Source organism: Methylobacterium ajmalii (assembly GCF_016613415.1).
Classification (GTDB): domain Bacteria; phylum Pseudomonadota; class Alphaproteobacteria; order Rhizobiales; family Beijerinckiaceae; genus Methylobacterium; species Methylobacterium ajmalii.
Genome location: NZ_JACWCT010000085.1, coordinates 34,229 through 49,776 on the forward strand (window position 1 = coordinate 34,229; position 15,548 = coordinate 49,776).

Consider the following 15,548-nt stretch of genomic DNA (forward strand, 5'->3'; position numbering starts at 1 on the left):
CGGTCAGGATTCGGCCGGGCAGAGGCGCGGCAGGTGCTGCGCGTACCAGGCCCGGACGCCGGAAAGCGCCGGATGGGCGAGGTTGCGGGCGAGGTAGCCCTCGATGCGCGGCAGGTGGGCGAGGTAGCCCGGCTTGCCGTCGCGCCGGTCGAGGCGGGCGAAGATGCCGAGGATCTTGGTCGCGCGCTGCGCCGCCAGCACCGCGTAGGCGCGGGCGAAGCCCTGCATGTCGAACTCGGCGTCGCGCATCCGGCGCTCGCGGGCGTAGAGGCCGAGCAGGCGCAGCTCGAACTCGGCGCTGGCATCGACCCGGGCATCCTGCAGGAGCGAGGCGACGTCGTAGGCCGGGTGGCCGAGCACCGCGTCCTGGAAGTCGATCACGCCGATGCGCTCGATCCCGTCGCGCTCGGGCAGCCAGATCAGGTTGGGCGAGTGGTAGTCGCGCAGGGTCCAGGTCCGCGCCTCGGATTCGAGGGGCTCCAGCGCCTCGCTCCAGGCGGCGACGAACGACGCGCGGGCGTCCGGCGCCAGCGGCGCGTTGGCGACGAAGGGCGCGTACCATTCGGGCAGCAGCTCGGCCTCGTACAGCAGCGCCCCGCGGTCGTAGGGCGGCACCTCGTGGTCGCGACCCTCGGCCACCGGCAGCACCGTCGGCAGCGTGGTGCCGTGCAGGCGCGCCAGCACCTTGACCGCCTCGGCGTAGCGCTCGGGCCGCGGGCCGCCCTGGTCGACGACGGGCTCGCTGCCGAGATCCTCGAGGATCAGGAGGCCGGCCTCCAGGTCCTCGCCCAGGATCTTCGGGGCCGAGAGGCCGAGCGCCCGCAGGCCGCGATCCATCGCCACGAAGGCGTGCACGCTCTCGGCGAGGTGAACGATGGCGCTGTAGGGCTTGCCGTCGCGCACCGGCGGCCCGTCGGCCTTGGGCGGCGAGATCATCAGCACCGCCTTGGCGCCGTCCGGGTTGGTCAGGCGCTCGTAGGCGCGGCTCGAGGCGTCGCCCTGCATGTGGGTGCGCTCGGCCTCGCCCCAGCCGGAGCGGTCGAGGAGCACGCGCAGCGCGCGGGCCCGCATCAGCCGGCCGCCCAGGCCCCCGCCGCCGATGAGGCGCACGAGCCGGGCGTCGTCGCCGAATTCGGGCTTGAGGGAGAGGTCGATGGCGAGCGTCGGGCCGTGGCGCGGCGGCAGCCGGTCCGGCCACTCGACGAGCGCGATCGCCCGCTCGGTCAGCTCGTCGAAGCCGAGCTCGACGAGTTCGTCGGGGCCGCGCAGGCGGTAGAGGTCGGCATGGACCACGGCCTGCCCGTTCCGGCCCTCGTAGGGCTGGACGAGGGTGAAGGTCGGGCTCGGCACCTCGAGCCCGGGGTCGCCGACGATGTCGCGGATGATCGCCCGGGCCAGCGTCGTCTTGCCGCCGCCGAGCCCGCCGGAGAGCGCCACCAGGTCGCCGGGCCGCAGGATCTCGGCGAGGAAGCGGCCGAGATCCTCGGTCGCGCTCTCGTCCGGCAGCACGATCTCCCAGGGTGTGCGCTCGGCCATGCCCTCCTGGTCCACTCCGCCATCCTCGCTCACGGGCCCGTCCGGGGCCAATCCCGTCGGTGATAGCGCATGAACCTTAAACTTTCCCGGCCCTTCCCGGGGGACCGCGACGATGCGCCCGGGGCGATCCTCGCGCGCGGCCTGTTCGGACCGCGCGGCCTATTCGGCCGCCGCCAGATGGGCCTCGCCGTCGCCGACCGGGAAGGTGCAGGTCACCCGGGTGCCGGTCCCGGGCGCCGACGCGATGTCGATGCGTCCGCCATGCAGCTCCACGAAGGAGCGCACGATCGAGAGCCCCAGGCCGACGCCCCGGTGGCGGGTGCCCAGCGTATGGCTCTCGAAGCGCTCGAAGACCCGCGCCATCACCTCGGGCGGCATGCCGCGGCCCTGGTCGGCCACCTCCAGCACCAGGCTCTCGCCGTCCTTGCGGGCGCAGACCCGCACCTGCTGGCCCGGGGCCGAGAAGCCGACGGCGTTGGACAGGAGGTTGAACAGGATCTGGCGGATGCGCTTGCCGTCGGCGACGAAGCTGCCGATGTCGGCCGGCACGTCGAGGACGAGGGCGATGTCTGCCTCCGCCAGCCGGTCGCCGATGCCCCGCACCGCCGCCGCGATCGTGGTCTGCACGTCGACCCGCTCGCGCGTCAGCTCCATCGAGCCGGCATCGATCGAGGCGAGGTCGAGGATGTCGTTGATGATGACGAGGAGCGCCGCCGAGGAGCGCATGATGTGGTCGGCGTATTCGCGCTGGCGCGGATTGAGAGCGCCGACGGTCTCGTCGCCGAGGAGTTCGGTGAAGCCGATGATGTTGGTGAGCGGCGAGCGCAGCTCGTAGGAGACGTGGTGCACGAACTCGTCGCGCAGCCGCGTCGTGCGCTCCAGCGCCTCGTTCTTGTCGGTCAGCGCCCGCTCGACGTTGACGCTCGCCGTCACGTCGATGTGGGTGAGCAGCGTCGCCCCGTCGGGGAGCGGCTCGGCGGCGCAGTCGAGCATGGTGCCGTCGGCGAGCGCCAGGCGGCAGGTCAGGCCGTGGCGGGCATCGACGAGGCCGGTCACCGCCTCGCGGATCTGGGTCCAGGGCTCCTCGGCCGGGCTCAACGTGCGGCAGGCCGCGATCACCTGGTCGATATGGGGCTGGACCTCCAGCATCTCCGGGGTGATGCGCCAGACCTGGGCGAAGGCCCGGTTGGCGAATTTCAGCCGCCCGTCGGTGCCGAACACCGCCACCGGCTCGCGCAGGGTGTCGAGCGTCTCGCTCTGCACCTGCATCAGGACATTGTAGCGCGATTCGAGGTGGACCCGCTCGGAGACGTCCTCGAACAGGTAGGTCAGCCCCCCTTGCGGGTTCGGGTCGGCGAGGACGCGGAGCGTCCGCCCGTCGGGCAGGTGCCACCAGTTCTGCTGCGCCTCCGCCGCCCGGTAGGCGCCGAGCACCCCGGCCTTCCAGCTGCGGAAATCCGCCTGCTCGGGCAGCTTGCGGGCGTTGCGCAGGGCGTCGAGGATCTCGCCGTCGAGCGGCCGGCTCTCCAGGAAGCCGGGGTCGAGGTCCCAGAGCTGGCGGTAGGCGGCGTTGTGGAAGATCAGCTGCTGGCGCGCGTCGAACATCGCCACCGCGGTGGGCAGCTGGTCGAGGGTGCGGACGTTGGCGTCCATCTGGCGCTGCAGGTCGGCGCGCACGCTCTCGAGCTCCGAGACGTCGACCGCGATGCCGACGGTGCCGGAATCGGTCGCCACCTCGGTGACGTCGAGGATGCGGCGCGCGCCCGCCACCACGGCCGAGACCCGGAGCGGGTTGCCGGCGCCGCGGGAGCGGCGGCGATCGGCCTCCTCGCGGGCGGATCGCTCCAGCAGCTCGGCGCTCTCCCGCACCGCGTGGTCGACGTCGCCGGCCTCCGCGGCGGTGACGTAGGCGGCGTTGGCCCAGGCCAGGCGGCCGTCGCGGCCGCGGCGCCAGACCGGCTGGGGAATCGCGTCGAGGAGGCCGGCGAGCGCCGACAGCCCGTGGCGGGCCTCCTCCAGGGTGGCGCGCAGCTCGACCAGCTCGCGCCGCTCGCCGGTGAGCTCGCGCAGGCGCAGCAGCGCCTGGCCGCCGACCGCCTGGCCCTGCGCCTCGACGGTGCGGCCCTGGAGGGTGTGGACGGTGCGGCGGAAGCGCTCGCCGCGCCCGCACAGCGCCTCGACCGCGGCGTCGAGGGCGGCGGCGTCGGCGGGCACCAGCCAGGACCCGAAGGCGAGCACGCGGCGGGGCGAGCCGGCCCGGGCGGCCTCGGCGGTGATGCCGACGTCGCCCTCGATCCGCGGCTCGCCGCGGGCATCCCAGGTCACGACGACCTGCGGCTCGGAGCCGAGCAGCAGGTCGGCCCGGTCGTGGGCGCCGCGCAGCTCGGCGAGCTCGGTCGTCAGGGTGTGCTCGCGCCGGGTCCAGCGGGCCCGCTCGCGCAGGTAGAGCAGCGACAGGATGGTGGCGAAGATCGTCAGCCCGATCAGCACCGCGAAGCCGACGGCGTTGTGCGCGTGCAGCCCCGGGGCCGTCTCCGCCGCCTGGGCGGCGGCCGCCAGGCCGAGTGCGCCGCCCAAAATGCCGGCGCCCGCGCGGCCGCCGAGCCGCCGCGACGTTCGTCCAACCCCCATGACCCGTCCGTCTCCACGCGAACCGGCGCGCCGGTCCTCGACCGGACCGGCACGCCTTTGCGACCTCAACGCTACGCCTGATGAACGCCGGGACCGTCCGCGACCGCGAATCGGCACCCCTCACCACAGATTCGGCGCGAGCTTAGCGCGGCGCGGATTCGGCCCGGAAGGGGTGAATTGCGGCAAGGCCGACGATGGCGGCGCGGAGCACCGTCAAGAGCACAGAAATGCCACACTGGTGACAGAACAAAGAAAGAACATTCGATAGGTTGAAACACACACAACCGTGAGCGACGAGCGTACACGCAAAAAGAAGAGCCCGGCCTCGCGGCCGGGCTCCCACCCCGTCATTGGATGACGACGCTGCCGATCAGTAGCGGTAGTGATCGGGCTTGAACGGACCGGAGGTCTTCACGCCGATATAGGCGGCCTGGTCGTCGCGCAGCTTGGTCAGCTTGACGCCGATCTTCTCGAGATGAAGCGCCGCGACCTTCTCGTCGAGGGCCTTGGGCAGAGTATAGACCTTCTTCTCGTACTTGCCCGGGTTGGTCCAGAGCTCGATCTGGGCCAGCGTCTGGTTGGTGAACGAGGCCGACATCACGAAGGACGGGTGGCCCATGGCGTTGCCGAGGTTCACCAGGCGGCCCTCCGACAGGAGGATGATGCGGTGGCCGTCGGCGAACTCGATCTCGTCGACCTGCGGCTTGATGTTCTGCCACTTCAGGTTCTTGAGACCCGCGACCTGGATCTCGTTGTCGAAGTGGCCGATGTTGCAGACGATGGCCCGGTCCTTCATCGCCCGCATGTGGTCGAGGGTGATGACGTCCTTGTTGCCGGTCGCGGTCACGAAGATGTCGGCGCGCGGCGCGGCATCCTCCATGGTGGTGACCTCGTAGCCTTCCATCGCGGCCTGGAGCGCGCAGATCGGATCGACCTCCGAGACCATCACGCGGCAGCCGGCGTTGCGCAAGCTGGCGGCCGAGCCCTTGCCGACGTCGCCGAAGCCCGCCACCATCGCGACCTTGCCGGCCATCATCACGTCGGTGCCGCGGCGGATGCCGTCGACCAGCGACTCGCGGCAGCCGTAGAGGTTGTCGAACTTCGACTTGGTGACCGCGTCGTTGACGTTGATCGCCGGGAAGAGGAGCTTGCCCTCGTTGGCGAGCAGGTACAGGCGGTGTACGCCGGTGGTGGTCTCCTCCGAGACGCCCTTGATCGCGTCGGCGAGGCCGGCGAACCAGCCCTTCGGCTTCTCGGCCAGCATGCGCTTGAGGAGCGCGAAGAAGATCTCCTCCTCCTCCGAGCCCGGCTTGTCGAGGAAGGCGGTGTCGCCGTTCTCGGCGCGCAGGCCGAGATGCACGAACATCGTGGCGTCGCCGCCGTCGTCGAGGATCATGTTCGGCATGCCGCCGTCATGCCACTCGAACAGCTTGGCGGTGTAGTTCCAGTAATCCTCCAGGGTCTCGCCCTTGATGGCGAAGACCGGGATGCCGGCGGCGGCGATCGCAGCGGCGGCGTGATCCTGGGTCGAGTAGATGTTGCACGACACCCAGCGGATGTCGGCGCCGAGAGCCTTCAGGGTCTCGATCAGCACCGCGGTCTGGATGGTCATGTGCAGCGAGCCGGCGATCTTGGCGCCCTTCAGCGGCTGGCTCGCGGCGTATTCCTCGCGCACGGCCATCAGGCCGGGCATCTCGGTCTCGGCGATCGCGATCTCCTTGCGGCCGAAATCGGCCAGGGCGATGTCCTTGACGATGTAGTCCTGCGCGCTCGGCATTGGTCCGTCTCCCGTGTCGTCCGGTTCGACGGGGCCTATAGCAGCCGCCCGGCGGGGAGGCAATCAAGATATAAAGATGTCTTTATGCGAGCGGTTCGAAGCGGCCCGGCTCGCATCCCCGCCCGTGCTTGCATGCGTTTTGCAGACGTCAGGCGCGTAACGCGGCCGGACCGGCCGCGCGCCTGCCGGGGTTCATCGATGCGTCACGCCTCCCTCTCGCGCCGCCAGTGGCTCGCCGGAGCCTCCGCCCTCGCGGCGCTCGGGCCCACCGGCACCGCGCTCGCGCAAGGGGCAGCCCCCGCCGGCCCGGCGGGGGCGCCGTCCGGCAGCTTGACCTACGGCATCTCGCTGTTCGACCTGCCGCTCACCACCGGCCAGCCGGACCGGGGTGCCGGCGGCTACCAGTTCACCGGGCTCACCCTCTACGATCCCCTGGTCGCCTGGGAGCTCGACGTCGCCGACCGGCCGGGCAAGCTGGTGCCGGGGCTCGCCACCGCGTGGGAGAGCGACGCCGCGGATCGCCGCAACTGGATCTTCCGCCTGCGCGAGGGGGTCAAGTTCCACGACGGCTCAGGGTTCGACGCCGACGCGGTGATCTGGAACTTCGACAAGGTGCTGGACGCCAAGGCGCCCCACTACGACCAGCGCCAGGCCTCGCAGGTGCGCCCGCGCCTGCCCTCGGTGGCCTCCTACAAGAAGCTCGACCCGATGACGGTGCAGGTCACCACCAAGGCGGTCGACGCGCTGTTTCCCTACCAGATGCTGTGGTTCCTGATCTCGTCGCCGGCGCAGTACGAGGCGGTCGGGCGGGACTGGACCAAGTTCGCGTTCCAGCCCTCGGGCACCGGCCCCTATCGGCTGGCCGCCCTGGTGCCGCGTGTGCGGCTCGACCTCGTGCCGAACGAGACTTACTGGAACGCCAAGCGGATGCCGCGGCTCGCCAAGCTGACGCTGGCCTGCATTCCCGAGGACCTGGCGCGGGCCAACGCCCTTCTCTCCGGCAATGCCGACCTGATCGAGCTGCCCGCCCCCGACGCGGTGCCGCGCCTCAAGGGTGCGGGCATGCGGGTGACCGGCAACGACACGCCGCATGTCTGGAACTACCACCTGTCGATGCTGGAGGGCAGCCCGTGGCGCGACCTGCGCCTACGCAAGGCCGCCAACCTCGCCATCGACCGCGACGGGGTGGCGGCGCTGATGGGCGGGCTCGCCACCCCGGCCGTCGGCCAGGTGCAGCCCTCGAGCCCGTGGTTCGGCAAGCCGGGCTTCCAGATCAAGTACGACGTCGACCAGGCCCGCAAGCTGGTGGGGGAGGCCGGCTACTCGCCCCAGAACCCGCTGCGCACGACTTTCATCATCCCGACCGGCGGCTCGGGCCAGATGCTGTCGCTGCCGATCAACGAGTTCGTGCAGCAGAGTTGGGCCGAGGTCGGGATCGCGGTCGAGTTCCGGGCGGTCGAGCTCGAGGTCGCCTACACCGCCTGGCGCCAGGGCGCCGCCGACCCGTCGCTGAAGGGCGTCACCGGCAGCAACATCGCGTACGTCACCTCCGACCCGCTCTACGCCATCCTGCGCTTCTACGATTCGAAGCAGGTCGCCCCGACCGGCGTGAACTGGAGCCACTACCGCAACCCGGAGGTGGATCGGCTCTGCGACGCGGTGCGGGCGAGCTTCGACCCGGCCGAGCAGGACATGATGCTGGCGCGCATCCACGAGATCGTGGTGGACGACGCGGTGCAGGTCTGGGTCGTGCACGACACCAACCCGCACGCGCTCTCGCGGAAGGTGAAGGGGTACACCCAGGCGCAGCACTGGTTCCAGGACCTGACGACCCTGGGATAGAGGCGGCCCGGAACGCATCGGCCCGTCACACGGGCCGATGATCTCGCAGACGACGCTCGTCAGCCGCGCAGGGCGGCGTAACCCCGCCCTGCCACCCGGCGGTCGGCGTCGACCTCCGCGAGGGGACCGACGAACCGCGGCCTGCGCCGGTCCGCGAGCGCATGCACCGCCATTGTCCCGCTCCGCCCGCGCAGCCGGTACGAACCGAGCGCCTCGGCCTCGATCCCCTCCGGCAGGGCCGGCAGCCGCGCGAGGACGGCCTCCGAGATCAGCACGTCGCGCTTCGTCTCGCGGCACAGCCCTTCGAGCCGGGCGGTCGTGTTCATGACGTCGCCGAAATACGCGATCTTGTGCCGGTCGACGCCCACCTCCGCCGTCACCACGCTGCCGCCGTGCAGGGCCGCGCGCAGTTCGGGCACCAGGCCGAAGCGTGCGAGCCAGCTTGCCCGGTCGCGGTCGAGAACCTGGCGGATCGCGAAGATGCAGGCAACGCAGCGCGCCCGCTCGATGCCTCGCGCGAGCGGCCAGGAGACGATCACCTGATCGCCCACGTAATCGTCGACCTGTCCGCGATGCCGACGCACCGGCTCGGCGATCGCCGAGAAGACCGCCGTCAGCAGTTCCTGCGCGGCGATGTCGCCGTTTCGATCCGCGTAGGCCGTCGAACCGACGAGATCGAGAAAAAGGAAGACGCGCTCCTCCCTGACCGGGCGGTGGTAGCGCCCGAGAATGAGGTTCACGAACGTCTCGCCGCCGATCAGGTCGCGCACCCGCAGGACCGACACGATGATGGCCGACATGACCAGGGCGAAGGGAATGGTCGAGAGCTTCGGCGTGATCGCCCCCATGAGCGGCTTGTCGACGATGCCGAGCGTCCAGAGGAGCAGGCCGGTCAGCGCCATGCCGACGACGATCACCAGCACGAGGCTGATCTCGGCAGCGACGACGTAGGCCGGCGTGGGCAGCCGCCGCAGTCGCTCGCTGTAGCCGGCGAGGAAGACGCCGCGCTGGTAGGCGATGGTGAAAAGGCCGATGAAGGTCCCGTACAGGATGCCCGCGAGCGTCGGCCCGTCGCTGAACAGGAGCCCATGCAGGGCACCGAACGAGGCGCTCACGGCGGCGATGATGATCCAGAAAGTCGCGGTGCCGCTCGACATCGTCTTCCTCGACTCGGGAACGATGTTGCATGATTGAACGAGCGGCAACGACGATACAACGATCATCGGATACTTGGCAGCAGCCGGTAACGCGGCCGGTGCGGCATCGCACAAGCCGCGTCGGGCGGAGGATCGAACCCCGGAGCGGCGGCGGGTCGTGTCCGGTACGGCCGGCCGGCCGACGAAAAAGGGAGATTGGTTCGCGTGCCGACGTGGATGTGGGTTCGCCGCGCGGCGAGAGAGACGAACCGCGCCGTCTGATAGGCGGATCCGTCCTCGCCGGACGGGCGTCACCCGCTCACCCCTGCCCGAACACCCGCGCCACATCCTCCTCCCCCATCACCCGGTACTGACCGGGCTCCAGGTCCGCCGGCAGGTCCAGCGCCCCGACCCGGTCGCGGTGCAGCGCCGTCACGTGGTTGCCGACCGCCGCGAACATCCGCCGGACCTGGTGGTAGCGCCCCTCCGTCAGGGTCACGGCGGCGCTCGTCGGGCCGTGGACCTCGAGATCGACCGGCAGGAGCGGCTTCTCCTCGCCCTCCAGCATCAGGGTGCCGGAGGAGAAGATCGCACCCTCGTCGCCGCGCAGGGGGCGATCGAGTGTCACCTGGTAGCGCTTCGAGACGCTGGCCTTCGGCGAGATGATCCGGTGCAGGAGCGCCCCGTCGTCGGTCAGCAGCAGGAGGCCGGAGGTCTCCTTGTCGAGGCGGCCGACGGTGGAGAGCGGCGGCTCGCGGCGGCGCCAGCGCGGCGGCAGTAGGCCGTAGACGAGCGGGCCGGCCTCCTTGTGCGAGCAGGTGACGCCGAGCGGCTTGTGCAGCATCAGCGCCACCCCGGGGAGCGGGTCGAGGGGCCTGGTCTGGACGGTGAGACGGGCCGGCAGGTCGGGATCGAGGGCGATGCGCCGGTCGGCGTCCAGCAGGGTTGCGCCGTCGAGCACGATCGTGCCGGCGCGAGCCAGCATCTGGATCTCGCGGCGCGAGCCGTAGCCGAGATTGGCGAGCAGCCGGTCGAGCCGGACCGACGGGACCTTGGCCTTCCCGCTCATCGCGTGCGGCTCATTTGCGCGCCTCGTGGATCTTGTAGCCCTGCGCGGCGGCCCGCTGCGTGACCTCGCGAAACACCTCGCCGAGCGTCGCCTCGTAGGGCAGATGGGTGTTGGCGGTGAGCCACAGCGTGCCGCCCGGCCGCAAGGCTGCGGCGGCGCGGCGGATGAAGGCCTGGCCCAGCGCCCGGTCCTCGGCGCCGCCGTCGTGGAAGGGCGGGTTCATCACCACGAAGTCGAGGCGCTCCGGCACCGCATCGGCGGCGCGGGCATCGGCCCATGTCACCGTCACGCGCGGCTCGTCGACGTTGCGCCGGGACGCCTCGACCGCCCGGCGGTCGTTGTCGACGAGGGCGAGCGCCGTCACCTTGGGCGAGGCCAGCACGGCGTGGGCGAGGATGCCGAGGCCGCAGCCGAGATCGGCACCGCGTCCGGACAGGGCGGGCAGGGTCTCGATCAGCAGGGCGGTGCCGGGATCGATCCGGTTCCACGAGAAGATGCCCGGCTGCGTCCACAGGCCGATACCGTCGTCGCGCCGCGGTGCGCCCTCGGCGATCGCCGCGTCGAGCCCGGACGGCGCGTCGGGCCGAACCGTGCGGACGATCCGGTGATGGCTTTTGGCGCTCTCGTCGAGGCGGCAGCCGAAGCCCGAGAGTTCGCGGGCGAGCCGCGAGCCGCCCTTGTCCTTCGGGGCGAGCACGGTCAGCGCCCCGCCGGGGGCGAGGGCGCGCAAGGCCAGCGCCAGGGTGTGGCGCCGCTCGAGGGTGCCGGGCGGGGCCAGCACGGTCAGGCTGTCGAGGGCGCCGGGGGCGAGGTCCTCGAGGGACTCGCTCCCGGGGACCAGGGGGGAGAGCTGCACCGCGCCGTCCGGGACGGCGGCGAGGTCGGCGGGCGGATGGCCGTAGACGCCCGGCCGGGCGATCGGGTCGGTCACGTCAGCCGCGGGGGAATTCCAGGCCCATCTCGCGGTAGCGCTCCGGGTCGTCGGCCCAATTCTCCCGCACCTTCACGAACAGGAAGAGGTGGACCTTGGTCTCGGCCGCCTCCGCGATGTCGATCCGGGCGGCCTGGCCGATGGCCTTGATGGTCTGCCCGCCCTTGCCGAGGACGATCGAGCGCTGGCTCTCGCGCTCGACGAAGATCGTCTGCTCGATCCGCACCGAGCCGTCGGGCCGGACCTGCCACTGGTCGGTCTCGACGGTCGAGGAATAGGGCAGTTCCTCGTGCAGCCGGTCGTAGATCTTCTCGCGGGTGATCTCGGCGGCGAGCATCCGCAGCGGCGCGTCGGAGACCTGGTCCTCGGGGTAGAGCCAGGGGCTCGGCGGCATCCGGCCGGCGAGTTCCCGGCGCAGGTCGTCGACCCCGTCGCCGGTGAGCGCCGAGATCATGAAGATGCGCTCGAACTTCACCCGCTCGTGGAGCGAGGCGGCGAGCGCCAGCAGGCGCTCGCGGGCCATCAGGTCGATCTTGTTGAGCACCAGGTATTTCGGGCGCTTCAGATCCGGCATCCGGGTGAGGATCGCCTCGACCTCCTCGTCCACCCCCTTGCGGGCGTCGATCAGCAGGCAGACCGCGTCGGCATCGGCCGCGCCGCTCCAGGCCGAGGTCACCATCGCCCGGTCGAGGCGGCGCTTGGGCGCGAAGATGCCGGGGGTGTCGACGAGGACGATCTGCGCGTTGCCCTCCATGGCGATGCCGCGCACCAGCGCCCGGGTGGTCTGCACCTTGCGCGACACGATCGACACCTTGGTGCCGACGAGGCTGTTGAGCAGGGTGGACTTGCCGGCATTCGGCACGCCGATCAGGGCGACGAAGCCCGCCCGGGTGTCCTTGGGCTGTGCGGGTTGGGGCGCCGCCGCTTCGGGCGGCGCGGTATCGGGGGCGGCGGTCTCCGGCAGGCCGGAATCGTCGGTCTCGGGCGTGGTGTCGTCGTCGATCATTCTGGTTGCTCCCCGGGCTCGTCCCCGGTCCACAGCCCCTCGCGCAGCAGGAGCGCGCGCGCGGCCGTCTGCTCGGCCAGCCGCTTGGAGCCGCCGATGCCGAGGCCGGGCTCGGTCCCGGTGACCCGGGCCTCGATGTGAAATTGCGGCGCGTGGTCGGGCCCGGACCGTTCCACCACCACGTAGGTCGGGGTCGGCCAGCCTTGCGCCTGCGCCCATTCCTGGAGCGCCGATTTCGGGTCGCGGCTGCGGGTCCCCTCGGTCTGGCGGTCGGCCTCGAAGGCACGGTCGATCACCGCCTTGGCGGCGCCGTAGCCGGCATCGAGGAAGATCGCCCCCAGGATCGCCTCGCAGACGTCGGCGAGGATCGCGGCGTTGCGCCGGCCGCCGCCATGGACCTCGCCGCCGCCGAGGTTCAGGTGCGGCCCGACCTCCCAGGCATTGGCGACGATGGCGCAGCTCTCGCGCCGCACCAGGCTCGACAGGCGGCGCGACAGGTCGCCCTCGTCGGCGCCCGGCAGCGCGTTGTAGAGCCCGTCGGCCACCGCGAGCCCGAGCACCCGGTCGCCGAGGAATTCGAGGCGCTGGTAGCTGTTCTTACCGTTGGTCGCGCTGACATGGGTCAGCGCCCGGATCAGCAGGTCGCGGTCGGCGAAGCGATGGCCGATGCGCTCCTCGAGCACCGAGAGGTCGGGCCGCCGCCGCATCCCGCGCTTGCGCCGCGGCGGGGCCTCGCCCGGCCCCGCGGTGCCGGAAACCGGGAGGGCGGCGTCGGGCTGGGTGTCGGCCCGCTCCGCGGGCTCGGCGTCGCTCACGCTCGGGCTCCCGTCAGTGGATCGGCTTGAACAGGCGGTTCCAGCGCACCGTCCACGGCCAGTTCCAGATCTGCCAGGCGGCCGCGCCCTCGTCGATCGAGAAGAAGATCACCTCGGCCCGGCCGATCAGGTTCTCGTACGGCACGTAGCCGACATTGCCGAGATCGCGCGAATCGGTCGAGTTGTCGCGGTTGTCGCCCATCATGAAGAAGTGGTTCGCCGGCACGGTGTAGACCTGGGTGTTGTCCCACAGGCCGCGGTCGCCGTCGCGCTCGATGATCTCGTGGGTGACGCCGTTGGGCAGGGTCTCGCGGTATTGCGGCACCAGGGTCGGCTGGCCGAAGGCGTCGGTGGTCGAGTAATCGGCGATGCGCTCGCGCTTGACCGCCCGGCCGTTGATGTTGAGCACGCCCTCGATCACCTGGATCCGGTCGCCCGGCAGGCCGATCACCCGCTTGATGTAGTCGGTGGCGTTGTCCTTCGGCAGCTTGAACACCACGATGTCGCCGCGCTTGGGCTCCGCGCCCCAGATCCGGCCCTTGGCCTCGAACGGCAGGTATTCACTCAGCGGCAGCGAGTACTTCGAGTAGCCGAGCGAGTACTTCGACACGAAGAGGTAGTCGCCGATCAGGAGGGTCGGGATCAGCGAGCCGGACGGGATGTTGAACGGCTGGAACAGCAGGGTGCGGACCACCAGGGCGATCAGCAGCGCCTGGACGCCGACCTTGACGGTCTCCTTGATCGAGTCCCAGAGGCCGGCATCCTTGCCGCGTTTCAGGTCCTGGTCCGTGCGTGCGCGATCCATGCTCGTCTCTCCGGCGGTCCGTGCAGAATACGCCTGGGCACCCGCCGAGGGCACGCGGCCGGCTTTTTGCGCGGTGCGGGGGGTCTAGACCAACGCTTGCCCGCCCGCAACGCGGCGCGGCGGAGTGGGCGAATCGGTCCGTTCGGCCTTGTCCCCCGGCGACGGCGCGCCGCTCAAGCGGGACTCTGCCCCTCAGGCAGCGCCTCGATGATCACGAAGGCCTGGGCGAGCGGGGGATCGTCGGTGAGCGTCACGTGGACCACCGGGCGATGGCCCGGCGGCATCAGGGCGGCGAGGCGCTCGGCGGCGCCGTTGGTGAGCCGCAGGGTCGGGCGGCCGCCCGGCAGGTTCACCACCTCCATGTCGCGCCAGAACACGCCGTGGCTCATGCCGGTGCCGAGCGCCTTGGAGCAGGCTTCCTTGGCGGCGAAGCGCCGCGCGTAGGAGGGCGCCCGGGCGGCGCGGCGGTCGCTGCGGGCCCGCTCGCCCTCGGTGAAGACCCGGTGGGTGAAGCGGTCGCCGAAGCGCTCGAGCGAGCGCTCGATGCGGCGGATGTCGCAGAGGTCGGAGCCGATGCCGACGATCATGCGGCGCTCGCGACGCGAGCGGCGTCCATCGCGGCCCGCATCGCCCGGATCGCCGCCGGCAGCCCGTCGAAGATCGCCTCGGCCATCAGCGCGTGGCCGATGTTGAGCTCACGCACCTGCGGCAGGGCGGCGACCGGGCCGACGCTGTCGACCGTCAGGCCGTGCCCGGCATGGATCTCGAGGCCGAGGGCGCGGCCGTGCTCGGCGGCGCGGGCGAGGCGGGCGAGCTCGGCCCGCACCGCGGCCGCATCCCCGGCGATCACCGCCTCGCAATAGGTGCCGGTGTGCAGCTCGACCACGGGAGCGCCGAGCGCCCGGGCGGCCTCCATCACGTGCACCTCCGGCTCGACGAAGAGCGAGACCCGCACCCCGGCCTCGACGAGGCGGGCGATCGCGGGCGCGAGGTGCTGGCGGCCGCCGACGATGTCGAGCCCGCCCTCGGTGGTGCGCTCCTCGCGCTTCTCCGGCACCAGGCAGGCGGCATGGGGCTGCAGCCGCAGGGCGATGGCCACCATCTCGTCGGTCGCCGCCATCTCGAAGTTCAGCGGCCGGTCGATCTCGCGCCGCAGCCGCTCGACATCGGCGTCGCGGATGTGGCGGCGATCCTCGCGCAGGTGGGCGGTGATGCCGTCGGCCCCGGCAGCGATCGCCGCATGCGCCGCCCGCACCGGATCCGGCATCGTGCCGCCGCGGGCGTTGCGCAGGGTGGCGACGTGATCGACGTTGACGCCGAGGCGAAGGGGCGAGGCGGGCATCGGGCGGGCTCCGGACAATGCCCGCGATGTAGCGTCGTCCCTCCGGCGCCGCCACCCGCACGCTTGGGCAATCTCCCTTGGGCGATCTCCGGGGCGATCTGCCGACCCGTCCGGCCCCGCCCGTGGAACAACACTCCCCCGCAATCCGTGCCGGACCGTGCGCATCCGCCTGGACAACCTCGCCCGGTGCGCCGCACTGTGCGGCCTCCGCGGCGCGGGCCCGCCGGTTCGCCCGGCGCGGGCCGCACCCCGCCGCGACAACCCGACGACCGATGCTCGGGCGGGCCGCGCGGCCCGCCCCGGAGGCCCACGATGTCTGCTCGACGGCTCGACCGCGGCGGTGACGCGCCCGCCCGGCTGCCCCTGCCGCCCCGCCCCCACACCTTCGCCGCGTTCGTCCCCCATCCCGGCGCGTCGCCGGGATCCGCGCGGCCGGAACTCCCGGCCTCGGCGGCGGTTGCCCGGGGGATGCGTCGCATGACCCTGCGAGAGACCTGCTTGCCCGGAACCCTGCGGTTGATCCTGACGGCCTGCGCCGTGCTCTCGGTCGCCGGAGCGGCCCACGCGCAGCAGGGCTCGGCGCCCGCGGATGCCGGGAAGCCGCCGGCGGCGGCGCCCGCCCCCGCCGCGCAGCCTCCCGCCGTCCAGGCGCCCGCCC

12 protein-coding genes and 1 pseudogene are annotated in these 15,548 nt (G+C 71.8%); 2 read left to right on the forward strand and 11 right to left on the reverse strand.

Annotated features, from left to right (window positions below; genetic code table 11):
* Positions 1-3: 3 nt before the first annotated feature.
* The 3 genes from tsaE to ahcY form a co-directional block, all read right to left on the reverse strand.
* Positions 4-1,536 (reverse strand): tRNA (adenosine(37)-N6)-threonylcarbamoyltransferase complex ATPase subunit type 1 TsaE, encoded by a 1,533-nt coding sequence (gene tsaE, locus HPY23_RS15950; RefSeq protein ID WP_175539841.1) that lies wholly within the window; start codon positions 1,534-1,536, stop codon positions 4-6.
* Positions 1,537-1,695: 159 nt separating this feature from the next.
* The gene (locus HPY23_RS15955) at positions 1,696-4,167 is read right to left on the reverse strand and encodes a sensor histidine kinase (RefSeq protein ID WP_060847224.1); all 2,472 of its coding nucleotides are present in this window, start codon (positions 4,165-4,167) and stop codon (positions 1,696-1,698) included.
* Between the two features lie 370 nt (positions 4,168-4,537).
* The gene (gene ahcY / locus HPY23_RS15960; protein ID WP_060847225.1) at positions 4,538-5,944 is read right to left on the reverse strand and encodes an adenosylhomocysteinase; all 1,407 of its coding nucleotides are present in this window, start codon (positions 5,942-5,944) and stop codon (positions 4,538-4,540) included.
* Positions 5,945-6,142: 198 nt separating this feature from the next.
* Here ahcY and HPY23_RS15965 point away from each other — a divergent pair, with 198 nt between their 5' ends.
* Positions 6,143-7,786 carry an ABC transporter substrate-binding protein gene (locus HPY23_RS15965; RefSeq protein ID WP_091881268.1) on the forward strand — a complete coding sequence of 548 codons (1,644 nt, stop codon included), beginning with the start codon at positions 6,143-6,145 and terminating at the stop codon, positions 7,784-7,786.
* Between the two features lie 59 nt (positions 7,787-7,845).
* Here HPY23_RS15965 and HPY23_RS15970 read toward each other — a convergent pair whose 3' ends face one another.
* The 8 genes from HPY23_RS15970 to HPY23_RS16005 all read right to left on the reverse strand — a co-directional run bounded on the left by HPY23_RS15970 (position 7,846) and on the right by HPY23_RS16005 (position 14,890).
* Positions 7,846-9,237 (reverse strand): adenylate/guanylate cyclase domain-containing protein, encoded by a 1,392-nt coding sequence (locus tag HPY23_RS15970; RefSeq protein ID WP_244537472.1) that lies wholly within the window; start codon positions 9,235-9,237, stop codon positions 7,846-7,848.
* Positions 9,238-9,241: 4 nt separating this feature from the next.
* The gene (locus HPY23_RS15975) at positions 9,242-9,991 is read right to left on the reverse strand and encodes a pseudouridine synthase (RefSeq protein WP_091881261.1); all 750 of its coding nucleotides are present in this window, start codon (positions 9,989-9,991) and stop codon (positions 9,242-9,244) included.
* Positions 9,992-10,001: 10 nt separating this feature from the next.
* Positions 10,002-10,922, reverse strand: a complete 921-nt coding sequence (locus HPY23_RS15980; RefSeq protein WP_091881258.1) for a class I SAM-dependent methyltransferase — start codon at positions 10,920-10,922, stop codon at positions 10,002-10,004.
* 1 nt (position 10,923) lies between these two features.
* On the reverse strand, positions 10,924-11,928 hold the full coding sequence (era, locus tag HPY23_RS15985) for a GTPase Era (RefSeq protein ID WP_060847230.1): 1,005 nt from the start codon (positions 11,926-11,928) through the stop codon (positions 10,924-10,926).
* Complete coding sequence (rnc, locus tag HPY23_RS15990; protein ID WP_091882050.1) at positions 11,925-12,635, reverse strand: ribonuclease III; 711 nt, start codon at positions 12,633-12,635, stop codon at positions 11,925-11,927. The genes era and rnc overlap by 4 nt, the downstream gene beginning before the upstream one ends.
* Before the next feature lie 121 nt (positions 12,636-12,756).
* Positions 12,757-13,548 carry a signal peptidase I gene (gene lepB, locus HPY23_RS15995; protein WP_060847231.1) on the reverse strand — a complete coding sequence of 264 codons (792 nt, stop codon included), beginning with the start codon at positions 13,546-13,548 and terminating at the stop codon, positions 12,757-12,759.
* A 173-nt stretch (positions 13,549-13,721) separates the two neighbouring features.
* Positions 13,722-14,135: a holo-ACP synthase gene (gene acpS, locus HPY23_RS16000; RefSeq protein ID WP_060847232.1), complete on the reverse strand. Its 414-nt coding sequence runs from the start codon at positions 14,133-14,135 to the stop codon at positions 13,722-13,724.
* A complete protein-coding gene (locus tag HPY23_RS16005; RefSeq protein WP_091881255.1) occupies positions 14,132-14,890 on the reverse strand; it encodes a pyridoxine 5'-phosphate synthase in 759 nt (252 codons plus the stop codon). The genes acpS and HPY23_RS16005 overlap by 4 nt, the downstream gene beginning before the upstream one ends.
* Positions 14,891-15,367: 477 nt before the next feature.
* Between HPY23_RS16005 and HPY23_RS16010 the strand changes: the two are divergent.
* Positions 15,368-15,548: pseudogene (locus tag HPY23_RS16010) on the forward strand (hypothetical protein); the annotation flags it as partial.